Origin of the sequence: Halomonas sp. KAO (assembly GCF_015595025.1) — a bacterium.
In the GTDB taxonomy this organism is placed as follows: Bacteria; Pseudomonadota; Gammaproteobacteria; order Pseudomonadales; family Halomonadaceae; genus Halomonas.
The window spans coordinates 146,679-169,213 of record NZ_JADNRL010000009.1 but is presented as its reverse complement, the minus strand read 5'-3'; the positions used below and the strand labels follow the sequence as shown (position 1 = coordinate 169,213).

At 65.3% G+C, this 22,535-nt stretch carries 18 protein-coding genes; 10 read left to right on the top strand and 8 right to left on the bottom strand.

The features are described 5' to 3' along the window. The first annotated feature begins 39 nt into the window (after positions 1 to 39). Both galU and IOC61_RS03905 read left to right on the top strand, forming a co-directional pair. Positions 40 to 930: a UTP--glucose-1-phosphate uridylyltransferase GalU gene (gene galU / locus IOC61_RS03910; RefSeq protein ID WP_195687585.1), complete on the top strand. Its 891-nt coding sequence runs from the start codon at positions 40 to 42 to the stop codon at positions 928 to 930. A 3-nt stretch (positions 931 to 933) separates the two neighbouring features. Beyond that, positions 934 to 2,223, top strand: a complete 1,290-nt coding sequence (locus tag IOC61_RS03905; RefSeq protein ID WP_195687564.1) for a nucleotide sugar dehydrogenase — start codon at positions 934 to 936, stop codon at positions 2,221 to 2,223. 18 nt (positions 2,224 to 2,241) lie between these two features. Here IOC61_RS03905 and IOC61_RS03900 read toward each other — a convergent pair whose 3' ends face one another. Continuing rightward, positions 2,242 to 2,823: a Fe-Mn family superoxide dismutase gene (locus IOC61_RS03900; RefSeq protein WP_195687563.1), complete on the bottom strand. Its 582-nt coding sequence runs from the start codon at positions 2,821 to 2,823 to the stop codon at positions 2,242 to 2,244. Between the two features lie 177 nt (positions 2,824 to 3,000). Here IOC61_RS03900 and IOC61_RS03895 point away from each other — a divergent pair, with 177 nt between their 5' ends. Genes IOC61_RS03895 through msrA form a run of 4 tightly spaced genes read left to right on the top strand, consistent with a single transcriptional unit; the run spans position 3,001 to position 10,399 of the window. Beyond that, complete coding sequence (locus IOC61_RS03895) at positions 3,001 to 3,870, top strand: hypothetical protein (RefSeq protein WP_195687562.1); 870 nt, start codon at positions 3,001 to 3,003, stop codon at positions 3,868 to 3,870. Positions 3,871 to 3,920: 50 nt separating this feature from the next. After that, positions 3,921 to 5,783 carry an autotransporter assembly complex protein TamA gene (locus IOC61_RS03890; protein ID WP_195687561.1) on the top strand — a complete coding sequence of 621 codons (1,863 nt, stop codon included), beginning with the start codon at positions 3,921 to 3,923 and terminating at the stop codon, positions 5,781 to 5,783. Further along, positions 5,747 to 9,772 carry a translocation/assembly module TamB domain-containing protein gene (locus tag IOC61_RS03885; RefSeq protein ID WP_195687560.1) on the top strand — a complete coding sequence of 1,342 codons (4,026 nt, stop codon included), beginning with the start codon at positions 5,747 to 5,749 and terminating at the stop codon, positions 9,770 to 9,772. The genes IOC61_RS03890 and IOC61_RS03885 overlap by 37 nt, the downstream gene beginning before the upstream one ends. Before the next feature lie 12 nt (positions 9,773 to 9,784). After that, positions 9,785 to 10,399 (top strand): peptide-methionine (S)-S-oxide reductase MsrA, encoded by a 615-nt coding sequence (msrA, locus tag IOC61_RS03880; protein WP_195687559.1) that lies wholly within the window; start codon positions 9,785 to 9,787, stop codon positions 10,397 to 10,399. Between the two features lie 25 nt (positions 10,400 to 10,424). Here the strand turns inward: msrA and IOC61_RS03875 are convergent, their stop codons facing one another. The 7 genes from IOC61_RS03875 to can form a co-directional block, all read right to left on the bottom strand. After that, positions 10,425 to 11,336 carry a LysR family transcriptional regulator gene (locus IOC61_RS03875; RefSeq protein WP_195687558.1) on the bottom strand — a complete coding sequence of 304 codons (912 nt, stop codon included), beginning with the start codon at positions 11,334 to 11,336 and terminating at the stop codon, positions 10,425 to 10,427. A 52-nt stretch (positions 11,337 to 11,388) separates the two neighbouring features. Continuing rightward, positions 11,389 to 12,456: an ABC transporter ATP-binding protein gene (locus tag IOC61_RS03870; protein WP_195687557.1), complete on the bottom strand. Its 1,068-nt coding sequence runs from the start codon at positions 12,454 to 12,456 to the stop codon at positions 11,389 to 11,391. After that, positions 12,453 to 13,475 carry an ABC transporter ATP-binding protein gene (locus IOC61_RS03865; RefSeq protein ID WP_195687556.1) on the bottom strand — a complete coding sequence of 341 codons (1,023 nt, stop codon included), beginning with the start codon at positions 13,473 to 13,475 and terminating at the stop codon, positions 12,453 to 12,455. Before IOC61_RS03865 ends, IOC61_RS03870 begins: the two co-directional genes overlap by 4 nt. A gap of 19 nt (positions 13,476 to 13,494) precedes the next feature. Further along, positions 13,495 to 14,451 (bottom strand): ABC transporter permease, encoded by a 957-nt coding sequence (locus IOC61_RS03860; RefSeq protein WP_195687555.1) that lies wholly within the window; start codon positions 14,449 to 14,451, stop codon positions 13,495 to 13,497. Continuing rightward, positions 14,448 to 15,494, bottom strand: coding sequence for an ABC transporter permease (locus IOC61_RS03855; RefSeq protein ID WP_195687554.1), 1,047 nt, complete (start codon positions 15,492 to 15,494; stop codon positions 14,448 to 14,450). The genes IOC61_RS03860 and IOC61_RS03855 overlap by 4 nt, the downstream gene beginning before the upstream one ends. Positions 15,495 to 15,605: 111 nt before the next feature. Next, entirely contained in the window at positions 15,606 to 17,186 is a 1,581-nt protein-coding gene (locus IOC61_RS03850; RefSeq protein WP_195687553.1) for an ABC transporter substrate-binding protein, read from the bottom strand. Between the two features lie 232 nt (positions 17,187 to 17,418). After that, positions 17,419 to 18,066, bottom strand: coding sequence for a carbonate dehydratase (can, locus tag IOC61_RS03845; RefSeq protein WP_195687552.1), 648 nt, complete (start codon positions 18,064 to 18,066; stop codon positions 17,419 to 17,421). Between the two features lie 180 nt (positions 18,067 to 18,246). On the opposite strand from can, the gene gorA reads away from it, so the two are divergent. The 4 genes from gorA to IOC61_RS03825 all read left to right on the top strand — a co-directional run bounded on the left by gorA (position 18,247) and on the right by IOC61_RS03825 (position 22,368). Then, on the top strand, positions 18,247 to 19,626 hold the full coding sequence (gene gorA / locus IOC61_RS03840; protein ID WP_195687551.1) for a glutathione-disulfide reductase: 1,380 nt from the start codon (positions 18,247 to 18,249) through the stop codon (positions 19,624 to 19,626). A gap of 284 nt (positions 19,627 to 19,910) precedes the next feature. Continuing rightward, positions 19,911 to 20,489 carry a diaminobutyrate acetyltransferase gene (gene ectA / locus IOC61_RS03835; protein ID WP_195687550.1) on the top strand — a complete coding sequence of 193 codons (579 nt, stop codon included), beginning with the start codon at positions 19,911 to 19,913 and terminating at the stop codon, positions 20,487 to 20,489. Positions 20,490 to 20,576: 87 nt separating this feature from the next. Beyond that, complete coding sequence (gene ectB / locus IOC61_RS03830; protein ID WP_195687549.1) at positions 20,577 to 21,842, top strand: diaminobutyrate--2-oxoglutarate transaminase; 1,266 nt, start codon at positions 20,577 to 20,579, stop codon at positions 21,840 to 21,842. A 121-nt stretch (positions 21,843 to 21,963) separates the two neighbouring features. Further along, complete coding sequence (locus IOC61_RS03825; RefSeq protein WP_195687548.1) at positions 21,964 to 22,368, top strand: ectoine synthase; 405 nt, start codon at positions 21,964 to 21,966, stop codon at positions 22,366 to 22,368. Positions 22,369 to 22,535 lie beyond the last annotated feature (167 nt).

The window sequence follows — 22,535 nt, the reverse complement described above, 5'->3', positions numbered from 1 at the left end:
AGTGAACGCCACATCGCGACCCTCGACAAGGACTTCCCCATGATTCGCAAGGCTGTGCTTCCCGTAGCCGGTTTCGGCACCCGTTGCCTGCCCGCCTCCAAGGCGATTCCCAAGGAAATGATCACCATCGTCGACCGCCCGGTGATCCAGTATGTGGTCCAGGAGGCCGTCGACGCCGGTGTCCGCGATATCGTGCTGGTGACCCACGCCAGCAAGGGGGCGATCGAGAACCACTTCGACAAGCACTTCGAGCTGGAGACGAGTCTCGAGGCCAAGGGCAAGCAAGAACTGCTCGATGAGCTGAACGCGATCGTCCCCGACGACGTGAATATCATCGCTGTGCGCCAGCCGGAACCGCTGGGCCTGGGCCATGCGGTACTGTGCGCCCGACCGGTGATCGGTGATGACGCTCCCTTCGCCGTGCTCCTGCCCGATGTGCTGGTGGACGACGAGGGACTGGAACGCAACGACCTCGCCGGCATGCTGGAGGCCTTCGAGCGCAGCGGCCATGCCCAGCTGATGGTCGAGGAGGTTCCTCACGAGATGACCCACAAGTATGGCATCGTCGATACCGGGGGGGAGGCGCCCGCGCCGGGCGCGTCGACTCCCCTGGTCGGCGTGGTGGAGAAGCCGCCGGTGGAGGAGGCCCCCTCGGACCTGGCCGTGATCGGTCGCTATGTGCTGCCGGGCAGCATCTTCGCGCGGCTTGCCGACACCCCGCCCGGCGCCGGAGGGGAGATCCAGCTCACCGACGCCATCGAGTCACTGCGCGCCGATGAAGGGGTCGATGCCTACCGAATGCGTGGCAAGACCTTCGACTGCGGCCACCAGCTCGGTTATCTCGAGGCCACGCTCGCCTATGGCCGCCGCCATGCCCGCTTCGGGGAGGGCTTTCGCGAGCTGCTCGCCCGCTACGCCGGGGAGGCCTGAGCCATGCGCGTGCTGGTTCACGGCAGTGAGCTGTCCGCCGCCACCGCCGCCGCCGCCCTCAGCTGGGTAGGCCACCGAGTCACCTGGCTACCGCATGTCGACCAGCCCTGGTCAACGCTGCGCGGCGCCGACTGGCTGGTCGGCGAGCCGCGGCTGCTCGACCAGCTCGAGAGCGGGCTGGCCGACGGCAGCCTGCGCCTGGCGGAGAGTGCCGAGGAGGCGCTGCAACGCCCCCAGGAGGTCATCTGGCTATCCCTCTCGCCGGAACAGCGTGGCGAGCTCGACACCCTCTTCATGGCGCTCGATAGCGTCGGCCACCAGCAGCGGTTGCTGGTCAACCACTCGACCTTCCCGGTCGGCGAGACCGAACACCTGGAGGGGCGTCTGGGGCCTGGCAGTCACGCCGTGGCGCTGTCGGACATGATCGAGGAGGGGCGGGCCTGGGAGACCTTTACCCGCCCCAGCCGCTGGCTGCTGGGATGCGACGATGATGGTGCCGAGGCCCGCGTACGGGAGCTGCTGCGTGCCTTCAACCGTCGTCAGGAGGTGGTTCAGCGCATGCCCAGGCGTGCCGCCGAGCTGACCAAGCTGGCGATCAACGGCATGCTGGCCACCCGCATCAGCTACATGAACGAGGTGGCGGGCCTGGCCGACAGCCTGGGTGTCGATGTCGAGTTCGTGCGCCAGGGCATGGGGTCCGACTCACGCATCGGCTACGAGTACCTCTACCCGGGGTGTGGCTTCGGTGGGCCCAACTTCTCCCGTGACCTGATGCGCCTGGCCGATGTGCAGTCCGCCAGCGGGCGACGTTCGGCGCTGCTCGAGCAGGTGCTCGATATCAACGAGCACAAGAAGGAGACGCTGTTCCGCAAGCTGTGGGCTCACTTCCACGGCCGACTGGAGGGACGTTGCGTGGCCATCTGGGGGGCGGCCTTCAAGCCCGGTACCGCGCGCATCGATCACGCCCCGGTGCTGAACCTGCTGCGGGCGCTTTGGGCACAGGGGGTGCGCGTGCGTCTTCATGATCCGGCGGCCCTGCCGGCGCTGCGAAAGGAGGTCGGCGATCACCCGCTGCTGGAGAGCATGGAGGGGGACCCGCTGGAGGCGTGTCAGGGAGCCGACGCCCTGATGCTGGTCACCGAGTGGAAGGCCTACTGGAACCCGGACTGGCGTCGACTGGCCGACCTGCTGGAGGAGCGTCTGGTCCTCGATGGCCGCAATATCTATGACCCGGCATGGGTCGCCGCCCAGGGTCTTCACTATCGGGGAATCGGTCGTCGCGCCGATCCCTGAGGCCGCCTCCTGAGTCAGTCAGCGGGCGGCGGGGGCGCTCGGGCCTGCGAAGTTGGCGGCGGCGAAGCGCCAGTTGGCCAGTGCCCAGAAGGCGTCGAGGCCTGCCGCGGTATCAATTCCCTGGCCGCCGGCCAGATGGTGGACCAGCAGGGGCGTCAGGCCACGGCTCAAGGGTACATCGTGGACGTCGCCGGCCATCACCGCGAGCCCTTGGGCATCGCGTACCAGCCACACCCAGCCACCGGGAGGCGCATCGCTGGCGGCGGTGGCAATCGCCTGGCGCAAGCCGGCGGGCTCTCCCCAGCGTGCCGCGATGGCCTGGCCGAGGGCATCATCGGGGGCGCCACCCTGCGGCGACAGGGAGTGCCAGTGGAAGGTAAAGGCCCATGCCTGGGCCGCCTGCCTGGCGAGTTCCCGCTCGGCGCCAAGCAGAATGGCCTCCAGCGAGGCGCTCGCCCAGGGCGAGTCCTCCACCAGCTGGTTGAGTCGGGCCACGCAGGCGCGCTGTGTCTGACTATGACGCTGGATGACCGTCTCGCGGGAGAGGTGAGGTGCCAGGGCCTTGGTGTCATAGGGTAGGGCAGGCAGTTCGAAAGGCATCGGTCTTCCTTGGGCGACGAAGGCGGTGACAGGTGCTGCGTTGGCGTCGCCCCGTGTGCCGACGAGCATAAACCCTTTACACTGTTGCCGACCCATGGGCGATGCCTCCGGACCTCGCGGCATGATACCAGCTGCCTTGCACACAGGCATCCGCCCCAGCCACACAAGGAGTAGAGCATGGCAGAGCGTCCGGAACCGCGCCGCTACGCCGGACCGATCGTCCCGGATCCCGAGGCCAGCCTGGCGCCATATCGCCCGCGCTGGCCCGAGCCGCCGCGGATATGGCCGCTGTGGTTGCTGGTCCTGATCCTCGCCGGCGCCCTGGCAGCCATGGGCTGGTTCGGCTGGCAGGAGCGCCAGCGCCTGATATCCCAGAACACCCGACTGAGTGGTGAGCTCTCCAACATCCATGCCCGCTTCGATACCACCATCGGTGAAGGTGATGGCATCGATCGGCTGAAGGAGCGTATCGAGGCCCTGACACGCCAGGATGAGATCCATGAGCGGCGTTTCAATGGGGTCGAGGAGGATCTTGTGGCGGAACTCGAGCGGCTGGAGGGTCTCGTCGAGGGCCAGAAGGCACGATTGACCCGCATGGGGGAGGTCGCCACGAATCGAGAGGCGATGCTCTCGGCCTTCCAGGAGTCGCTCGATGCCCTGGAGCGCGCCGGAGAACAGGGGCGCCGTGCGCTGGCCGAGCGCCTGGATCTGGTCAGTGAGGGCCACGATGCCAGCGTAAAGCGGCTCGCCGAGCTCCAGGATCGGGTTGCCGATGCGTCCGACCTCGACAGGATGCGTGACGAGCGGGAGGCGGCCGAAAACCGTCTCGCCGCCGCCCAGGAGATGCAGGCTGCTCGTCTCGAGACGCTGCAGGAGCGCGTGGCAGCACTGGCCGATGCGCTTGAAGGTGCCGGCGAGGCGCGGGAAGATAGGCAGCAACAAGAGGACGCCCTGCGTTCACGCCTGGCCGCGCTGGAGGCCGATATTGGTGAAATGCGGCGCAGTCAGCTGGCCCTCAGCGCCCGACTCGAGGCACTGCGGCCGTGAGGCTGATACCGTCGCATCCCCGGGAGTCGCAAACGATAAGGCGTAAGGATATGGAGAATCGGTTGGCGCTACGCCTGATCGCGGCGACGCTGATGCTGAGCCTGCTGCCCGCCTCGACGGTGCTGGCCATCGAGGCGCGGGTCGAGGGGCTCAAGGGTGACCCGGCGGCTAACGTTCGCCATTACCTGGATGGGCTGGACGAGAACCAGTACAGCCGTTCACGGCTGGAGGGGGAGTCGCGGCGACGCGCCGCCGAGGCGATGCGCGCCTACGGCTATTACGAGCCGAAGATCGAGGCTCGCCTGGCCGAAGGAGAGCCGCCCGAGTATGTCGAGCTGATCATCGACCCGGGCCCAAGGGTCCGTATCGAGACCCTCGACTTCCGACTCGAGGGGGATGCCCGGGAGGACCCTCCCTTTCAGGAAGCCATCGATGACTTTCCCCTGACCGTCGGTGATCCCCTGGTACATGCCCCTTATGACAGCCTGCGGGGCCGTCTGGCCAACCTCTCTCTGGAACGCGGTTACTTCGAGTGGCGCTATGCCGATCGTCGCATGGAGGTACGTCCCTTCGACGAAAGCGCTCGTCTCTACCTGACCCTGGATAGTGGTCCACGCTACCGTTTCGGCGATGTCAGCATCAGCGGTAGCCATATCGAGCCAGACCGGCTGCGCCGACTGCTTCCCTTCACCCCGGGAGCTCCTTACCTGGCCGGTGAGCTGGCCACCTTCAACCAGCGACTCGGACAGACCGAGTGGTTCCGCTCCGTCACCGTGAGGCCGCGGCTGGAGAGCAGCTCTCTGGCGCTCGAGGAGAGGTCGCCGGGTTGGGCCGAGGCGGTGGCCAGCGAGGGGGGGAGCCGCTATGGCACGACAGCGCGTGTATCGGCGGCAGGCCTGGGAGGAGTGACGGCGCTGGCCGCGCGCCAGGAAGAGCACCCCTCTGTCCCCATCGATGTCAAGGTGGCCCCGGCCGAGCGTCACCGTTTCGAGGTCGGGGTCGGCTATGCCACCGATGTCGGGCCACGCCTGCGCTTCTCGTGGGACCAGCCGTGGATCAATCGCTATGGCCACGGCCTGGATCATGACCTCTACCTTTCGGCGCCCCAGCAGCGCTTCGGGGGTGTCTATACACTGCCTCTCGATAATCCCCTGCGCGACAGCTACCGCTTCCAGTATGGGCTCAGCCACAAGGACAGCGATGATACACGCTCCCTGGAGGCAACCCTGGAGGGCGCTCGCCGCTGGGAGTTCGAGAACGGCTGGATCCAGCATCTCTATGTGCGTACCACCTATGAGGACTTCACCCAGGGTAACGATAGCGAGCAGGTACTGCTGCTCTACCCGGGGATGCGCTGGTCACGCACCCGAACCCGCAACCCCACTTTCCCCAGCTGGGGCGACCACCAGCGGCTGAGCTTGGAGATCTCCGACGGCCTGTGGGGCTCCGACGCCGACTTCGTCCGCATGACCGGAGAGTCGCGCTGGATCCGCAAGATCGGGACCGACAACCGTGTGGTGACCGGGCTCGGCCTGGGGGCGATCGAGACCAGCGACTTCTCGCTGATTCCGCCTTCGCTGCGCTTCTTCGCGGGCGGCGACAACAGCGTGCGTGGCTACGGCTACGAGAGCCTCTCGCCCCGCGATGACGAGGGCAATCTCACCGGCGGTCAGCAGCTGCTGACCTATAGCCTGGAGTGGCAACACCGCGTGACCGGCGACTGGTGGGGCGCGGCCTTCGTCGATACCGGTGACGCCTTCGAGGAGTGGGGCCCCGACGACCTCAAGACCGGCGCCGGCCTCGGCGTGCGCTGGATATCACCGGTCGGACCGATTCGCCTGGATATCGCTCACCCCTTCGACGACGAGGACAATTCGTGGCGCCTACACTTCGCCATCGGTCCAGAGTTCTGAGTCTGCTCTGGTCGCTGTTTCGCCTGCTGATTCTATTGCCCCTGTGGCTTCTTGGCCTGGTGTTTCTGCTCCTGGGGCTGGGGCTTTCGCCATGGGGGTTCGGGCTGCTGCTCGACCAGGGCGAACGCATGGGGCTGCTCGAGGTAGATGCCTACGAGGGGGCGCCTCTCGACCAGCTGCAGCTCGAAGGCTTCGCCATGCAGGTCGGGCCTGCGAGCCTATCCCTTGATCGCCTCGAGCTCGCCTGGTCGGAGGAGTGTGTGCTGTCTGGCCGACTCTGCCTGGAGGTGCTCGGTGTCGAGGGCGCGCGGCTGCGTCTGGCCGACAGCGAGCCCGCCGACGAGCCGCCACCGTCTTCCGCCGGTGACCCCCTCGCCGCCATCGAGCTGCCGTTCCCCATCGAGCTCCGGCGCCTCTACCTCGAGGACGTCGAGGTGCTGCTGGCCGATGGCACGCGCCTGAGCTGGGATCATTTCAGCACCGGGGCCGTGGCCGAAGGCGATACGCTCAGCCTGTTGCCGACGCGTCTCACCGGCACTCGCTTGCGCCTGCCGCTGACGCCGGGGGCACAGTTGGCACTGGCCGAGGGGGAGCGGGACGGACCACACCTCACGGCTACCTCCATTGATGCCGCCATCGCCGTGCGCTCACCGCTGCCCGATGAGGTGGCCGCGTCGGCGGAAGGCATAACGGCCGCTGCCCTGGAGGAGCAACCACGCCGCGAGCTGCCCGAGATTACCCTGCCGCTGAAGGTGGAAGTGCCGGAGCTGCTGGTGGAGGACAGCGCGGTGGAGGGGGCCGTGGAGTATGGAGTCGAGCGCCTGGCCCTCTCGCTGTTCGCGGATGGGCACTCGGTGGAGGTGCGCCCCCTGGAGGTCTCGACACCCGATGGCGACGCCAGTCTCGAGGCCGCCATCGCGCTGACCGAGGACTATCCGCTCGAGCTCCGTCTCGAGAGCGCCCTGTGGCTGCCGGAGTTGATGCCGGGGCTGGCCGGGCAGCGTATCGAGCTGGGCCTGGACGGCACGCTCGCCGACCTGCTGATGCGCCTCGAGCTGAGTGGCCCGGTTGACCTCAAGCTGGATGCCCGGGCCGACCTCCTCGACCCCACCCTGCCGCTGACCGCCAGCCTGGCCAGCGACCTGGTGCAGTGGCCACTGCCCGGTCAACAGACCACCACCAACGCCGACGGCGTGGAGATCGCCGTCGAGCCCTGGCTGGTCGAGGACCTGGTACTACACCTGGAGGGCAGCCTGGTGGACTACCGCCTCGCCGCCTCCCTCGATGCCGAAGGGCCCCAGCTACCCTTTACCCGCCTCGCCCTGACCGGCAGCGGTGACCTGACACACTTCGCCTGGAAGCCGCTGTCGCTTGCCATGAACAGTGCCTCCGTGATCAGCCGCGGGCGGATCGACTGGGACGACGGCATCGGTGTCGATGCCCGGGCTCGCCTGGACAATGTCGACCCGAAGCCCTTTGTGGAGGGGCTGTCCGGTCGGCTCGATGGCGACGTGGCAGTGCGTTTCCGCCAGGAGGATGCAGGCTGGACGCTGGCGGTTCCCGAGCTGACCATCGACGGTGAGCTGCAGGAGCGAAACCTGGCCCTGCGTGCCGAGCTCGCGGGTGACAGCGAGATGCGCTGGAACGTCGAGACCCTGGATTTTCGTCAGGGCGAGAACCGTCTGCAGCTGGCGGGGCGGGTGAGCGAGTCCGATATTGACCTCTCCGGCGAGGTCGACATGCCGGATCTAGCGAGTCTGCATGACGACCTGTCGGGCCGCATCAGCGGTGGCCTCGAGGCCGCCGGCAGCCTGGCGTCACCCAGTCTCGACCTGAACCTCGTCGGCGAGTCACTGGTCTTTGCCGAGAACCGACTTCGTGAGCTCAGGCTGGCCGGCCGGGTCAGCGGCCTCGAGGATCCCGCCATGGAGGCAACGCTCAAGCTTGCCGGTCTCCAGGCCGGCGGTCAGCGTCTCGACGAGGCCCTGCTGGCCCTGGATGGCCGGCTCTCCGAGCACCGCCTGACCCTGGAGGCCTCGGCGCCCCCCGGCATGCCGCTGTCACGGGCATCACTGGCCCTGGCGGCCGGGCTCGACCGGGCCCGAGGCCGCTATGCAGGACAGCTGTCCCGACTCGAGGTCGATGCCGAGCAGGGTGACCTGCGCCTTGTCGACCCCGCGGTGTTCACCGCCAACCTCGATCAGGGGAGTGCCCGCGTACAACCTTTCTGCCTGGTTCGGCAACAGGGCGGCAGCCTGTGCCTGGTGGAGCCCCTGGAAACCTCTCCAGAGGGTGGCGAACTGCGCCTCAGGCTCGCTGAGGTACCCATGGCACTCCTCGACTCCTTCCTGCCACAGGGCTGGGCGGCCCGGGGCAATACCGAGCTGGATCTCGATGCGGGCTGGGGCGCCGATGGCAGCTGGCGGGCGGAGGGCAGCCTGCAGAGCCGACTGGCGCTGGATGGCCAGGACGCCTACGGCCAGCCCTGGTCTCTGCCGGAGGCACGGCTCGAAGGCGAAATCAGTGCCGATGACCAGGCCGCCGAGCTGGCCCTCGATCTCAATCTCGCCCAGGCCGGTGGCCTGGCACTGACGGCGCGGGTCGACGACCCCGTCGACGAAGGGCGCCTCACGGGCCGGCTCTCTCTCGGTGAGCTGCGTCTGTCGCCCTATCGTGATCTGGTTACCGGCATGGAGACCCTGGAGGGAAGGCTCACCGGTAATGTCGACATGGCCGGCCGCCTCGAGGCGCCCGAGATGCGTGGACGCATCGCCCTGGCCGGGCTCAAGGCCAGCGGGGCCGATGTGCCGGTGGAGGTGCGTGATGGTGAGCTTGGCATCGACCTCAACGGCACGGCGGCCACCATCGACGGCTACATTGCCGCCAAGGAGGGGCGCCTGAATATCGACGGCAATGCCGCCTGGCCATCGCCGGAGCAGTGGCGCGCCGACCTGTCGCTGCGTGGCGTCGACCAGCCGGTGCTGGCGGTACTGCCGGAGTTCGGGCAGCTGCGTATCGCCCCGGACCTTGAGATTCGCGCGCGACCGACCCTGCTGCAGGTGCGTGGCGACGTCCAGGTGCCCTGGGCTCGCCTGGAGGTCGGCAAGCTGCCCCCCTCGGCGGTTGCCCCCAGTCCCGATGAGGTGATCATCACGCGCGAGGATGAAGAGCGGGCCCGGCGTGAGGCCGAGAGTGTCACCGCAGAAGCCGCCACTGGAGAGGATACCGCCGAGGCCATGGCCGCTGCCGGCATGGCCCTGGATGTGCAGATCGACCTGCGCCTGGGGCCGGATATGAAACTCTCCGCCTACGGGCTCGAATCCGGTCTTTCCGGCACCCTGGAAGTGCGTCAGCAGGATGGGCCGGTACAGCTCTTCGGCGATGTCAATCTGGTGGATGGCCGCTTCCGTGCCTATGGGCAGGACCTGCTGATCCGCGAGGGGCAGCTGCTGTTCAGCGGCCCGCCCGGGCAGCCGCTGCTCAACTTCGAGGCGGTGCGCAACCCCGATGCCACTCAGGACGGCGTGGTGGCTGGCCTGCGCGTGACCGGCAGCGCCGCATCGCCTCAGCTCGCGGTATTCTCGGAGCCCTCCATGGACGAGGCGAGTGCACTCTCCTATCTGTTACGTGGACGAGCGCCCAACGATAGCGACACCGATGGCGCGCTGACCTCGGCACTGGTGGGGCTCGCCGTGGGGCAGGCCGGTGGCGCGGTGGGCGGCATCGGCAAGGCCTTCGGTGTCTCGGACCTGACCCTGGATACGGCGGGCAGCGGCGAGGATAGCCAGGTGACCCTCAGCGGCCAGCTGACCGACGACCTCGAGGTGCGCTACGGTGTCGGGGTCTTCTCGCCGATCGCCGAACTTACCCTGCGCTACAACATCTGGCGCAGCCTCTACCTGGAGGCGGTCTCCGGTGCGAGCCAGGCGGTGGATCTGATCTACACCTTCAGCCGTTCCGGCAACCCGAGGATTCTCGATGACAACTAGGAGAGACGTACCATGACGCTGGACCCCTCCCGGGCCCTGCCCGGGCGCGACACACCACTCGCCATCGGCGGCGTGCATGCGGTCAATGGCCGCTCCATGCTGCCGCCATTTCCCGACCGGCTGCAGCAGATCGTGCTGGGTCTGGGCTGCTTCTGGGGAGCCGAACGGCTGTTCTGGCAACTGCCAGGCGTCCATGTCACCGCCGTGGGCTATGCCGGCGGCGTGACGCCCAACCCTACCTACGCGGAGTGCTGCAGTGGACTCACCGGCCATGCGGAGGTGGTTCGGGTGATCTTCGACCCGGCCGAGATCGGTTTCGAGCAGCTGTTGCAACAGTTCTGGGAGGCCCATGACCCCACCCAGGGAAATCGCCAGGGCAACGATATCGGACCTCAGTACCGCTCTATCATCCTGACGACCGACGAGTCACAGCAGGCGCTTTCGCTGCAGACCCGCGATGCCTATCAGCAGGCGCTCTCCGGGGCCGGCGGGGGGAGCATCACCACCGAGATCACGCCCCTCACGGCCTTCTACTACGCCGAGGAGGAGCACCAGCAGTATCTGCACAAGCATCCCGACGGCTACTGCGGACTCCGCGGCACCGGGGTCAGCTGCCCCATCGGTTGAGCCCCGTCGGTTGAAGAGGCCCCACTCAATCGATGGGGCGATCAGAAACGAGCTCATCCCATAGCGCCGTTACCGCTGGCTGCTGATTGTCGGCACGCCGGAACAGCACAATGTCCATGGGTACCTGCCAGCGCTCACCGCCAGCCGGCACCAGGGCTCCCTGGGCCAGTTCATCCCGTACGCTGGATTCGGGTAGCCAGCCCAGGCCATAACCCAGTGAGACCAGCTCACGGATATTGCTGCTCTGGATGCTCTCGTTGAGGATGCGGAAGTCGGGGGTGTCGTCGAATCGGGCGAGATGGGCGCGAATCGCGGCATCGGTCAGCCCGCGGGGGTGGTAGGCGATCAGCGGCAGGCTCGAGGCCCCCTCCAGGGAGAAGCGTGGCTCTCCGCCCGGCTCCGGCAGGGAGAGCGGGACCATTCGCTCGCCGGCGAGCCGCCAGGAGAGATAGTCCTGGGTATCGGGCTCGATGCCACAGGGCGAGCACGGCCAGAAACACAGCACCAGGTCGCACTCATCCCGGGCCAGGGCGCGAAAGAAGTCGTCGACCAGCCAACCGGTGGCGCGCAGGTCGGGTGTGATGGGCGGGGGCGCCGGCCACTGGCCAAGCCAGGCAGGCAGGAAGTGGCTCAACAGGCTCTGGGGGGCCGCCAGGCGAATGCGCCCGGCGTGCTGGTCGGCGAGATGGGCCAGGCGCCGCCGGCTCTCGGCCACCCGCTGCGTGACATCATGGCATAGCGCCAGGAACTCCTCCCCGGCCGGGGTCAGGGAGAGAGGCAGCGTCTGGCGGTTGACCAGTACGGTGCCCATCTCCTCCTCGAGCAGCTTGATACGGCGGGAGAACGTCGGTTGGGTAACGTTCTGCTGCTCGGCGGCCCGCGAGAAGTGTCGCGTTCGCGCCAGCGCCATGAAGTCCTCGAGCCAGCGCAGCTCCATGTCATCTCCCGTCGACGAGCCAAAAGGGCATTATGCCAGATGCCCCGGGGGCTCAGTCGATTCGACCCTCCTCGACCCCATGACAGGCGACCTGGCTGCCGTCATCGCGGGCGATCAGCCTGGGGATCTCCTCACGGCAGCGCGCATTGGCGTGCGGACAGCGGGCGTGGAAGACGCACCCCGAGGGCAGATGTACCGGGGTGGGCACCTCGCCCTCCAGGCGGATATGCTGCGGTCGCTCATCCTCCAGGCGGGGAATCGCCGACATCAGCGCCTGGGTATAGGGGTGGCGCGGGGTGGCAAACAGCGTCGCCGTCGGAGCCACTTCACACACCCGGCCCAGATACATCACCGCCACCCGGGTACCGAAATGCTCGACCACGGCGAGATCATGGGTGATGAACAGGTAGGTAAGGTTGCGATCGCGCCGCGCATCCATCAGCAGGTTGAGCACCTGGGCCTGGATGGAGACGTCGAGGGCGGAGATCGGCTCATCGGCGACGATAAACTCGGGGTCCACGGCCAGGGCCCGAGCGATGGCGATGCGTTGACGCTGCCCACCGGAGAACTCATGGCCGTAGCGCTTGCCCCAGTCCGCGGCGATGCCTACCGATGCCATGACCTCGTCGACCTGGTCGCGGACCCGCTGGCGACTCCAGTCGGGGTGGTGCAGCCGAATCGGCTCCTCCAGGGTCTGCTGGATGGTCATGCGCGGATTGAGCGAAGCATAGGGGTTCTGGAAGATCATCTGCATGCGCCGCCGATAGGGCATCAGCGCCTGGGTCGAGAGGTCGTCGATGCGCTCGCCGGCGTAGCGGATCTCACCCGCCGAGGGGTGCAGCAGCCCCATCACGGTACGTGCCACCGTGGACTTGCCACAGCCCGACTCGCCGACCACGCAGAGGGCCTCGCCGCGCTGGATCTCCAGGTCGACGCCGTTGATGGCGTGGACATGCTCCTGCTCGCGCACGAGCCTGCCACCCTTGAACTTGAGCTGCTCGAGGAAGTCGCCGGAGAGCGAGAAGCGCTTCTCCAGGCCACGAATCTCGAGCAGTGGCTGCCCGTTGTCGGCGCGGGAATGGCTCGCCTCCGGACGGGGGCTGGATAGGGTATCGGTCATCGAGACGTCTCCTGTGCCGGAATGCGCTCCTGGTCCTGCATCTCGGCCACCATATGACAGGCCGCCTGGCAGTTGCCGGAGGCGACGAATCCGGGCACCTCGCTGCGGCAGGCCGTGCGTTCGCTGCCATCCGGGCGTTGCGTGAAGCCGCAGCGGGGATGAAAGGCGCAGCCGCTGGGCAGATTGTCCAGTGACGGCATGCTGCCGGGGATCTGGTTGAGGCGGCTGCCCGGTGTGGCCATCTGGGGCAGGGCATTCATCAGCCCCTGGGTATAGGGATGCTGCGGATCATTGATGATCTCGCGGGTCGGCCCCTGCTCGATCACGCGACCGGCGTACATCACCAGCATGCGTTGAGTCACCTGGCTGACCACGCCGAGGTCGTGCGTGATCAGGATCAGACCGACATTGTGCTTTTCACACAGCTCCAGCAGCAGATCCATGATCTCGGCCTGGATGGTGACGTCCAGCGCCGTGGTGGGCTCGTCGGCGATGATGATATCGGGGTCGAGCAGCAGGGCGATGGCGATGATCACCCGCTGCCGCATACCGCCCGAGAGCTCATGGGGGTACTGATCCAGACGCGCCTCCGGCGAGGGGATATGCACCTGTTCGAGCTTGCGCAGGGCGATGGCCCGCGCCTCGCGACGCCCGATGCGACGATGCGCCTTGAGACACTCGACCATCTGCTCGCCGATCGAGAGCACCGGATTGAGCGTCATCATCGGATCCTGGAAGATCATCGAGATGCGGTTGCCGCGGATCTGGCGCAGATGGCGGTCGCGCATCCCGATCAGCTCCTGACCGTCGAAGCGGATGCTGCCGCCGGCGATATAACCGGGCTTGGCGATCAGGTTGAGCAGGCTGAACGCCGCCACCGACTTGCCGGCGCCGGATTCACCGACGATGCCCAGCCGCTCGCCCCGGTCGAGTGTGAAGCTGACGTCGCGCAGGGCCTTGACATCGCCCCGGCGCAGGGCGAAGCGCACGTCGAGTTGGTTGACTTCGAGAAGTGACATGGAAACTCCGTAGGCGTCATCAGCCCTTGTAGAGGCGAGGGTTGAGCACATCGCGCAGCCAGTCGCCGAGTAGGTTGATCACCAGTACCAGGACGACCAGCACGGCACCCGGAATCAGCGTGATCCACCAGGAACCCGACTGGATGTAGTCAAAGCCCGACTTGATCAGCGAACCCAGCGACGGGTGGGTCTCCGGCATGCCCAGTCCCAGGAAGGAGAGGGCGGCCTCGGAGATGATGGCATTGGCCACCTGTACCGTGGAGATGACGAAGATCGGCGACAGGGTGTTGGGCAGGATATGGCGGAACATGATGCGCCGGCTGGGCAGCCCCATGGTGCGGGCAGCGTCCACGTACTCCTTGCCCTTCTCCGCGAGCACCGAGGCACGGACCGTGCGGGCATACTGTGGCCATTCGGCCAGGCCGATGATCAGCACCAGCAGGGGAACGGCGTAGGTGCTGAAGGTGGCGCTGCCGAAGATCGCCTTGACCAGGGCACCCACCACGATGGCCACCATCAGGGTGGAGAAGGAGAGCTGGATATCGGCCAGGCGCATCAGGAAGGCATCGATACGCCCGCCCAAGTAGCCGGCCAGCAGGCCGAACACCACGCCCAGCAGGGCCTGTAGCGCCACGGCACCGAAGCCGATGATCAGCGACACCCGGGCGCCATACAGGATGGTGGAGAGCAGGTCGCGACCCTGGGCATCGGTGCCCATCACATAGGCGGGATCACTGCCATCGATCCAGAAGGGCGGCAGCTCCGAGGCCAGAATATCGATCTGCGCCAGGTCATAGGGGTTCATCGGTGCCAGCCACGGCGCCAGCACGGCGCAGGCCACGAAGACGACGAAGACCAGCAGGCTGAGCTGGGCGATCGGGTCGCGCTTGAAGCTATAGAGCAGGTAGGAGTCGCGCAGGCGCTCCCAGCGGCTTGGCAGGGGCGGGGCTTGCTGGGGAGAAGTCTGGGTGGTCATGCGGGCTTCCCTGTGAGCTTGACGGTGGGGTTGACCAGGCCATAGATCAGGTCGACCAGCGTATTGGTGATCACGAAGATCAGGCCCACGATCATCAGGTAGGTGATGATCAGCGGAATATCCGAACGGTTGATGGCATTGAGGAACATCAGCCCCATGCCGGGCCACTGGAACACGGTCTCGGTCAGGATGGTGTAGGCCACCAGGGTGCCGATCTGCACGCCCCCCACGGTGATCACCGGCAGCATGGTGTTCTTGAGCGCATGCAGGAAGTAGATACGCCGCAGGCTGATTCCCTTGGCCCGGGCGAACTTCACGTACTCCGACTGCAGGACCTCGAGCATCTCGGCGCGAATCAGGCGAATAAACAGCGGCAGCATGATCGATGCCAGCGAGATGGCCGGCAGCACCAGGTAGACGAGGCCCTCGGTGGAGGCGAAGTTGGTGTACCAGGTGCCGACGACATGCACCGGGTCACCGCGGCCGTAGGCGGGCATCCCGCCCTCGGTGGAGACCAGGCCGTTGAGCCAGCTGCCCCAGCCCGTCTCCCCGGGGAAGGGGGACCAGCTGACGCCGATGGAGAACAGCTGGATCAGCACGATGGCGGTGAGAAAGACCGGTATGGAGATACCGACGATCGAGGCCCCCATGAAGAATCGCGACAGCCAGGCGCGCGGCTTGATGGCGCTGTAGACCCCGATGGGAACCGACAGCAGGACGATCAGCAGGGTGGTCGCCGCCACCAGCTCAAGCGTAGCGGGCAGGTGACGCAGTACCACGTCGGTGGTCGGCTCGTTGAAGATGTAGGAGTAGCCGAAGTCCAGCTGAACGGCATTCCTGGCGAAGCGCAGATACTGGACCAGGAAGGGGTCGTTGAGCCCCAGCTCCTCGCGCAGGATCTCGCGCTCGCTCTCGGGCACCGACTGGCCGACCATCTGCTGAATGGGGTCGCCGAGGTTGTTCTGAATGGAGAAGGCGATAAGGCTGATGACGAACATCACCAGCAGCGCATGGAAGAGGCGCTTGATCAGAAAGGCGATCATGAAGGTGTCCTGTGGGCATACAGGCAGCAACGGTCTCGCGAACGGAGGCCGTTGCTCGTTGGTTGGGGGGAATGACCAGGGCGATGCCGGCCCGCCGGGCCGGCATCGGGATCACTCGTCCTCGTCGATGACCAGGTCCCCGAGGTAGGGGAAGTTCATCACGTTGAGCACCGGCTCGATATCCACGTTGGCTGCCGAGGCCCAGGCCAGATCCTGCCAGTGCAGGGGCACGACGGCGGCCTCGTCGTAGAGGGTCTGCTCGACCTGCTTCAGCATCTCGGCGCGTTTCTCGAGGTCGACCTCGAGATTGGCCTCGGCCACCAGCTTGTCGAGCTCCGGGTTGCAGTAGTTGCCGGCGTTGTACTGGCCGGCACCGGTGTCGGCATCCGGGCAGGCGGTCAGGTACTCGTGGAAGTTGGCGCTATCCTCGGTATCGGAGTGCCAGCCGATCAGCATCATGTCGGCGGCGCGGTCATCAAACTCGCCCCAGTACTGCGCCTTGGGCAGGGTCTTGAGGTCCACGTCGACATTGATGCGCGCCAGCATGGTGGCCACGGCCTGGGCGATCTTGGCATCGTTCACGTAGCGGTTGTTGGGTGCCATCATGGTGATCTCGAAGCCATCGGCGTAGCCGGCTTCCTCCATCAGGGCCTTGGCCTTCTCCAGATCGTAGCGACGCTCCAACGAGTCGATATGGCCGGCATACCCCTCGGGGGAGAACTGGGCTGCGGGAGTGGCAAAGCCCTTCATCAGGCGGTCGGCGATGGCGTCCTGGTTGACGGCATAGGCAAAGGCCTGACGAACCTTCGGATCCTGGAAGGCCTCGACACGCTCCTGATTCATATGGAAGAAGATGATGCGGGTGCCGGAGAGGGTGACCAGCTGGACATCGTCGCTCTCGCGCACGCGCTCGAGATCATTGGGCGGTACCGGGGCGATGAAGTCGACGTCGCCGGAGAGCAGGGCGGCCACTCGGGTGGCGTTCTCGCTGATCGGGGTCAACACGATGGTGTCGACATTGCCCGGGGAGTCGCTATCCCAGTAATCGGGATTGCGGGCGAACTCCATGCGAGTGCCCTTGCGATGCTCGACGACCGTGTAGGGGCCGGTGCCGGAGAGGTTCGAGGAGGCGAAGGAGTTGCCGTTCTTGACGATCTCGTCCTTGGGGTCGCCATCGTCATCGTTGCCGGAGTAGAACTCGCTATCCATCGGGAAGATGTAGGTGGCGAGATTGAGCAGCAGCGGGTAGGGCTCGGCGGTCTTGAACTCGACGGTGGTCTCGTCGATGGCCGTGACACTCTCGATGGGAGTGAAGATCGCCTTGAAGTCGGGGCTTCGCTTGAGACGCTCCACGGTCCACACCACATCCTCGGCGGAGAAGGCATTGCCGCTGTGGAACTCGACCCCGTCACGCAGGCTCATGCGCATGGTGGTGTCGTCCACCTGCTCCCACTCCGTGGCCAGGCGTGGCTCGAACTCGAGATCCTTGGTCCAGCGAACCAGCGGGTCGTGTGTCATGTGCGAGAGTTGCAGGATGCCACCGGAGAGCTGCTCGTGAATATCCAGCGAGACCGGGTCCGCATCATAGGCCATGCGCAGAGTGGTCTCGGCGCTGGCAACGGCGGGCAACATGGCGGCGCCAGTCATGGTGGCGCCAACGACGGCAGCCAGAAGGGTGCGCTTGAACATCATGTCGGGTTCCCTTTACAAGGATTGTTGTTGGTGCGCGATCACCGCACACGGCTGTTGCACACCTCAACATAGAGACCCGACGGGGTGGGGTACAATCGAAATTCCGAGTGGCGTCATGCGCTGGATGAATTGACCACTCTTGTTTTATACGAAAGTAGAATATGCGGGCCGCCGCCTCCTGGCGACGGCACTGGCCTTGTTCGGAGTCCCTGTTCAGACATCCGTTCAGGAATCAGCCCACCGGGGTGGCACTCTTGATCCGATAGAGATCGGCCGCCTCTTCCAGGCCGGCGATGGTGCAGTCGAGATCCTTGACCCGACCGTCGGACAGCCCATAGACCCAGCCGTGAATCCAGACCTGCTGACCACGCTGCCAGGCATGCTGGATGATCTTGGTACGACTCAGGCGCTGTACCTGTGAGCAGGCGTTGAGCTCGCACATGCGGTTCACCCGCTCGTCCGGCGAGAGCGGCTCCAGCTCGTCACGGTGCTGATAATAGAGCTCACGCACCGAGTGCAGCCAGTTGTCGACCATGCCGTTGTCGCCACCCTCGATGGCTGCACGGATACCACCGCAGCCATAATGACCCACGACCATGATATGGCGCACCTGGAGGACATCGACGGCGTACTGGAGCACCGACAGCGCATTGAGGTCGTTATGGTGGATCAGGTTGGCGACGTTGCGATGGACGAAGACCTCGCCGGGGGGCAGGTCGATGATCTGGTTGGCGGGGACTCGGCTGTCCGAACAGCCGATCCAGAGATAGTCGGGATTCTGCTGGTTCGATAATCGGGTAAAAAAGTCGGGGTCATTCCGATTGACCTTGTCGGCCCAGGCACGGTTGTTCTCCAGCAGGGACTCAATTTCCTTTCTCATGAAATGACCTCAAGGCAGGTGGGCGTCGTAGGGTGGCGTTTTTTTACTCCTCTCCGGCATAGCGGTCAACAAAGAAACGTGTCGTCACCCGGGCGTCCGCGCCATGCCGTCACGCCCCCATGGCTGCTATCATCGACGCATTGAATCCAGGGCCCAGTGCCCACGACAGGGAGCAGCATCGTGTCCGAACTCGACTCCACCACCCATGACTGGGACCTCTTCGTGATCGGCGCCGGCTCCGGCGGTGTGCGGGCGGCGCGTACCGCGGCCGCCGCCGGCGCCCGGGTCGCCGTCGCGGAGGACCGCTATCTCGGCGGCACCTGCGTCAATGTGGGCTGTGTACCCAAGAAGCTTTACTCCTATGCCGCCCACTTCCATGACGCCTTCGAGGATGCCGGGGGCTTCGGCTGGCATCTTCCCGAACCGCCACGCTTCGATTGGCCGACGCTGCGGGATAACAAGATCGGCGAGATCAAGCGACTGAACGGCATCTACGCCCGGCTGCTCGATGGGGCGGGAGTGAGCCTGATCAACGGCCGTGCTCGGGTGCTCGACGCCCATCATGTCGCGGTGGGCGATGAGATCCACAGCGCCGAGAAGATTCTGGTCGCCGTTGGGGGCTGGCCCTGGGTACCTGAGTTCCCCGGTAGCGATCTAGCGCTCAACTCGAACGATATCTTCGACCTGGCAGAGTTTCCGAAGCGCTTTCTGGTGCTGGGAGGCGGCTATATCGCGGTAGAGTTCGCCAGTATCTTCAATGGCCTGGGCAGCGAGACCCACCTGATCTATCGAGGGGAGCTGTTCCTGCGTGGCTTCGACCAAGAGGTGCGCGAATTCACCCGTGACCAGATGGCCGAGCGGGGCGTACAGCTTCACTTCGAGACCAACATCGAGCGAATCGACAAGAGCGAGGAGGGCCTGCGGGTAACCCTGACCGATGGCCAGACCCTGGAGGTGGATGCGGTGCTCGCCGCCACCGGTCGGCGACCACACCTGGAGGGGCTGGGGCTGGATGCCCTGGGGGTGGCGCTGGATGACAGCGGCCATATCCGAGTCAACGAGCGATTCGAGACGTCGGTGCCTTCGATACTCGCCCTGGGTGATGTCATCGGTGGGCCGGAGCTGACGCCGGTGGCACTCGCCGAGGCGATGCATCTGGTTCGTTGCCACTTCGAGGAGACGCCGCCTGCCGCACCACTGGACTACCGCCACATCCCCACGGCGGTGTTCTGTCACCCCAATATCGGCACCGTCGGCCTCTCCGAGGAGCAGGCTCGCGAGCAGTGTGTCGAGATTCGTGTCTACACCGCCAACTTCCGCCCCATGAAGCATACCCTCTCGGGCAGCAGCGAGCGCTGCCTGATGAAGCTGATCATCGATGATGCCAGCGACGTGGTGGTCGGTGCGCACATGGTGGGCGAGGAGGCGGGCGAAGTGATCCAGGGCATCGCCATCGCCGTCAAGGCGGGCCTGACCAAGGCCGAGTTCGACGCTACCGTGGGCATTCACCCCACCGGCGCCGAGGAGTTCGTCACCATGCGCACGCCGACACGGCGCTAAGACGGTTAATCAGGGCCGCCTTCGGGTGGCCCTTTTCGTTGAGGCCGGCGCCGTCAGGCTGGTCTAGACTGGAGGTATGGGCAGAAGCGGTCGGTCGCTATCAGGGCTCCTGATGATGGTAGTGACCCTTAATCGGCATACCGCGTGGTGGTGATGTGTAGGGATTGCGTATCGTGCCACATAATTTTTTTTTATGGATACTGCCCGATAAAATAATCGCAAATTTGAGATTTGCCGAACGGTTGGTATACTTCCTGCCGACATCGCCGAAGCGAACACCGCCAATGATGACATTGACCGAACCCTTCACACCTTCAGCCGACCTTGCACGCCCCACCGTTGCCGACGAGGTGGTCGATGCTGAAGCCAGTGACCTGTTTATCCGCAAGCCCAACCCCGATGATGGCTGGGGAATCTACGAACTGGTCAAATCCTGCCCGCCCCTCGACGTGAACTCTGCCTACGCCTATCTGCTGCTGGCCACCCAGTTTCGTGACACCTGTGCGGTAGCCACGGACGAGGAGGGCGAGATCGTCGGTTTCGTGTCGGGATATGTGAAGAGCAACGCCCCGGATACCTATTTCCTCTGGCAGGTCGCCGTCGGTGAGAAGGCACGTGGCACCGGTCTGGCCCGCCGCCTGGTCGAGGCGATAATGAGCCGACCCGAGCTTGCCGAGGTCCATCATCTCGAGACCACCATTACTCCCGACAACCAGGCCTCCTGGGGGCTGTTTCGCCGCCTGGCCGACCGTTGGCAGGTGCCGCTGAACAGCCGTGAATACTTCTCTACCGACCAGCTTGGTGGCGAACATGACCCCGAGAACCTGGTACGGATCGGCCCCTTTCAGACAGACCGTCTCTGACGCTCGTCTCTTTCCGCTTGCATGCGAGGACGCACTTGCGCCTCGCACTCGTCACACTCCATCATTCCGCTACACAGGAGGTCTACGATGCAGACCCAGATCCTAGAACGCATGGAATCCGACGTTCGTACCTACTCGCGCTCGTTCCCGGTGGTTTTCACCAAGGCGAAGAACGCCCGCCTGACCGACGAAGAGGGTCGCGAGTACATCGACTTTCTGGCCGGTGCCGGCACCCTGAACTACGGGCACAACAACTCCAAGATCAAGCAGGCCCTGCTCGACTACCTGGCCGAAGACAATATCATCCACGGCCTGGACTTCTTCACCGCCGCCAAGCGCCGCTACCTCCAGGCCCTCGATGAGATCATCCTCAAGCCGCGGGGCCTCGACTACAAGGTGCAGTTCCCCGGGCCCACCGGCACCAACGCCGTCGAGGCGGCCATTCGCCTGGCACGCAACGCCAAGCAGCGTCACAACATCGTGACCTTCACCAATGGCTTCCACGGCGTGACCATGGGGGCACTCGCCACCACCGGTAACCGCAAGTTCCGCGAGGCCACCGGCGGCGTCCCCACCGTGGGGGCCTCCTTCATGCCCTATGACGGCTACCTGGGCGATGGTGCCGACACCCTGGACTACTTCGAGAAGCTGCTGAGCGACAAGTCCGGTGGCCTCGATGTGCCGGCCGGGGTCATTGTCGAGACCGTGCAGGGGGAGGGCGGCATCAATGCCTGCGGCCTCGACTGGCTCAAGCGTCTCGAACAGATCTGCCGCGCCCATGACATCCTGCTGATCATCGACGACATCCAGGCGGGCTGCGGACGTACCGGCAAGTTCTTCAGCTTCGAGCACGCCGGTGTCGTGCCGGATATCGTGACCAACTCCAAATCGCTTTCCGGGCTTGGCCTGCCGTTCTCCCAGGTCCTGATGCGCCCCGAGCTGGATGTCTGGAAGCCGGGTCAGTACAACGGTACCTTCCGAGGCTTCGCGCTGGCCTTCACCACAGCGGCCGCCGCGATCGAGAATTACTGGTCCGACGATAGCTTCGCCAAGGAGGTGCAGCGCAAGGGGGAGGTCGTCTCCGAGCGTTTCGCCAAGATTGCCGCCTGGATCAGCGAGCAAGGGATCGAGGCCTCCGAGCGTGGGCGTGGCCTGATGCGTGGCATCGATGTGGGCAGCGGCGAGATCGCCGACAAGATCACCCACCAGGCATTCGAGAACGGGCTCGTCATCGAGACCAGCGGCCAGGACGGCGAGGTGGTCAAATGCCTCTGCCCGCTGACGATTTCCGACGAGGACCTGCAGAAGGGTCTGGATATTCTCGAGCAGAGTGCCAAACAGGCGCTAAGCTGATAGCCCGAGCCGTGTGATGCGAGCGAGCCGCCGTGTCGGCTCGCTCGATACAGTTTCTGCCGCTTCCCTCCGGGTGCGGAGAACAACCCCTGACAAGCAGCGAAATTCAAGGAGAGAACCCATGATCGTTCGTAATCTCGAGGAGTGCCGCAAGACGGATCGTCTGGTCAAGGCGGAGAATGGCAACTGGGACAGCACCCGGCTGTCACTGGCCGACGATGGTGGTAACTGCTCGTTCCACATCACCCGTATCTACGAGGGCACCGAGACCCATATTCACTACAAGCACCACTTCGAGGCGGTCTACTGCATCGAGGGTGAAGGCGAGGTCGAGACCCTGGCCGATGGCAAGATCTGGCCGATCAAGCCGGGCGACATCTATATCCTCGACCAGCACGACGAACACCTGCTGCGCGCCACCAAGACCATGCATCTGGCCTGTGTCTTTACGCCAGGGCTGACCGGCAACGAAGTCCACCGGGAAGATGGCTCCTACGCACCTGCCGATGACAAGAAACCCATCTGAGCGATCTCGGAGCCATGGTGATTTCTGGTGTACGGGTGAAGGCAGGAAGGGTGGTGCATCCAGTTGATTGATCACAACCATGATCTCAATCAGCAAGAGCCGATACGTCATGATCGGTTCTACCCTTCTAGGTCCTATCGCGGTGTGCCTCGGCTCTGACACGAGGA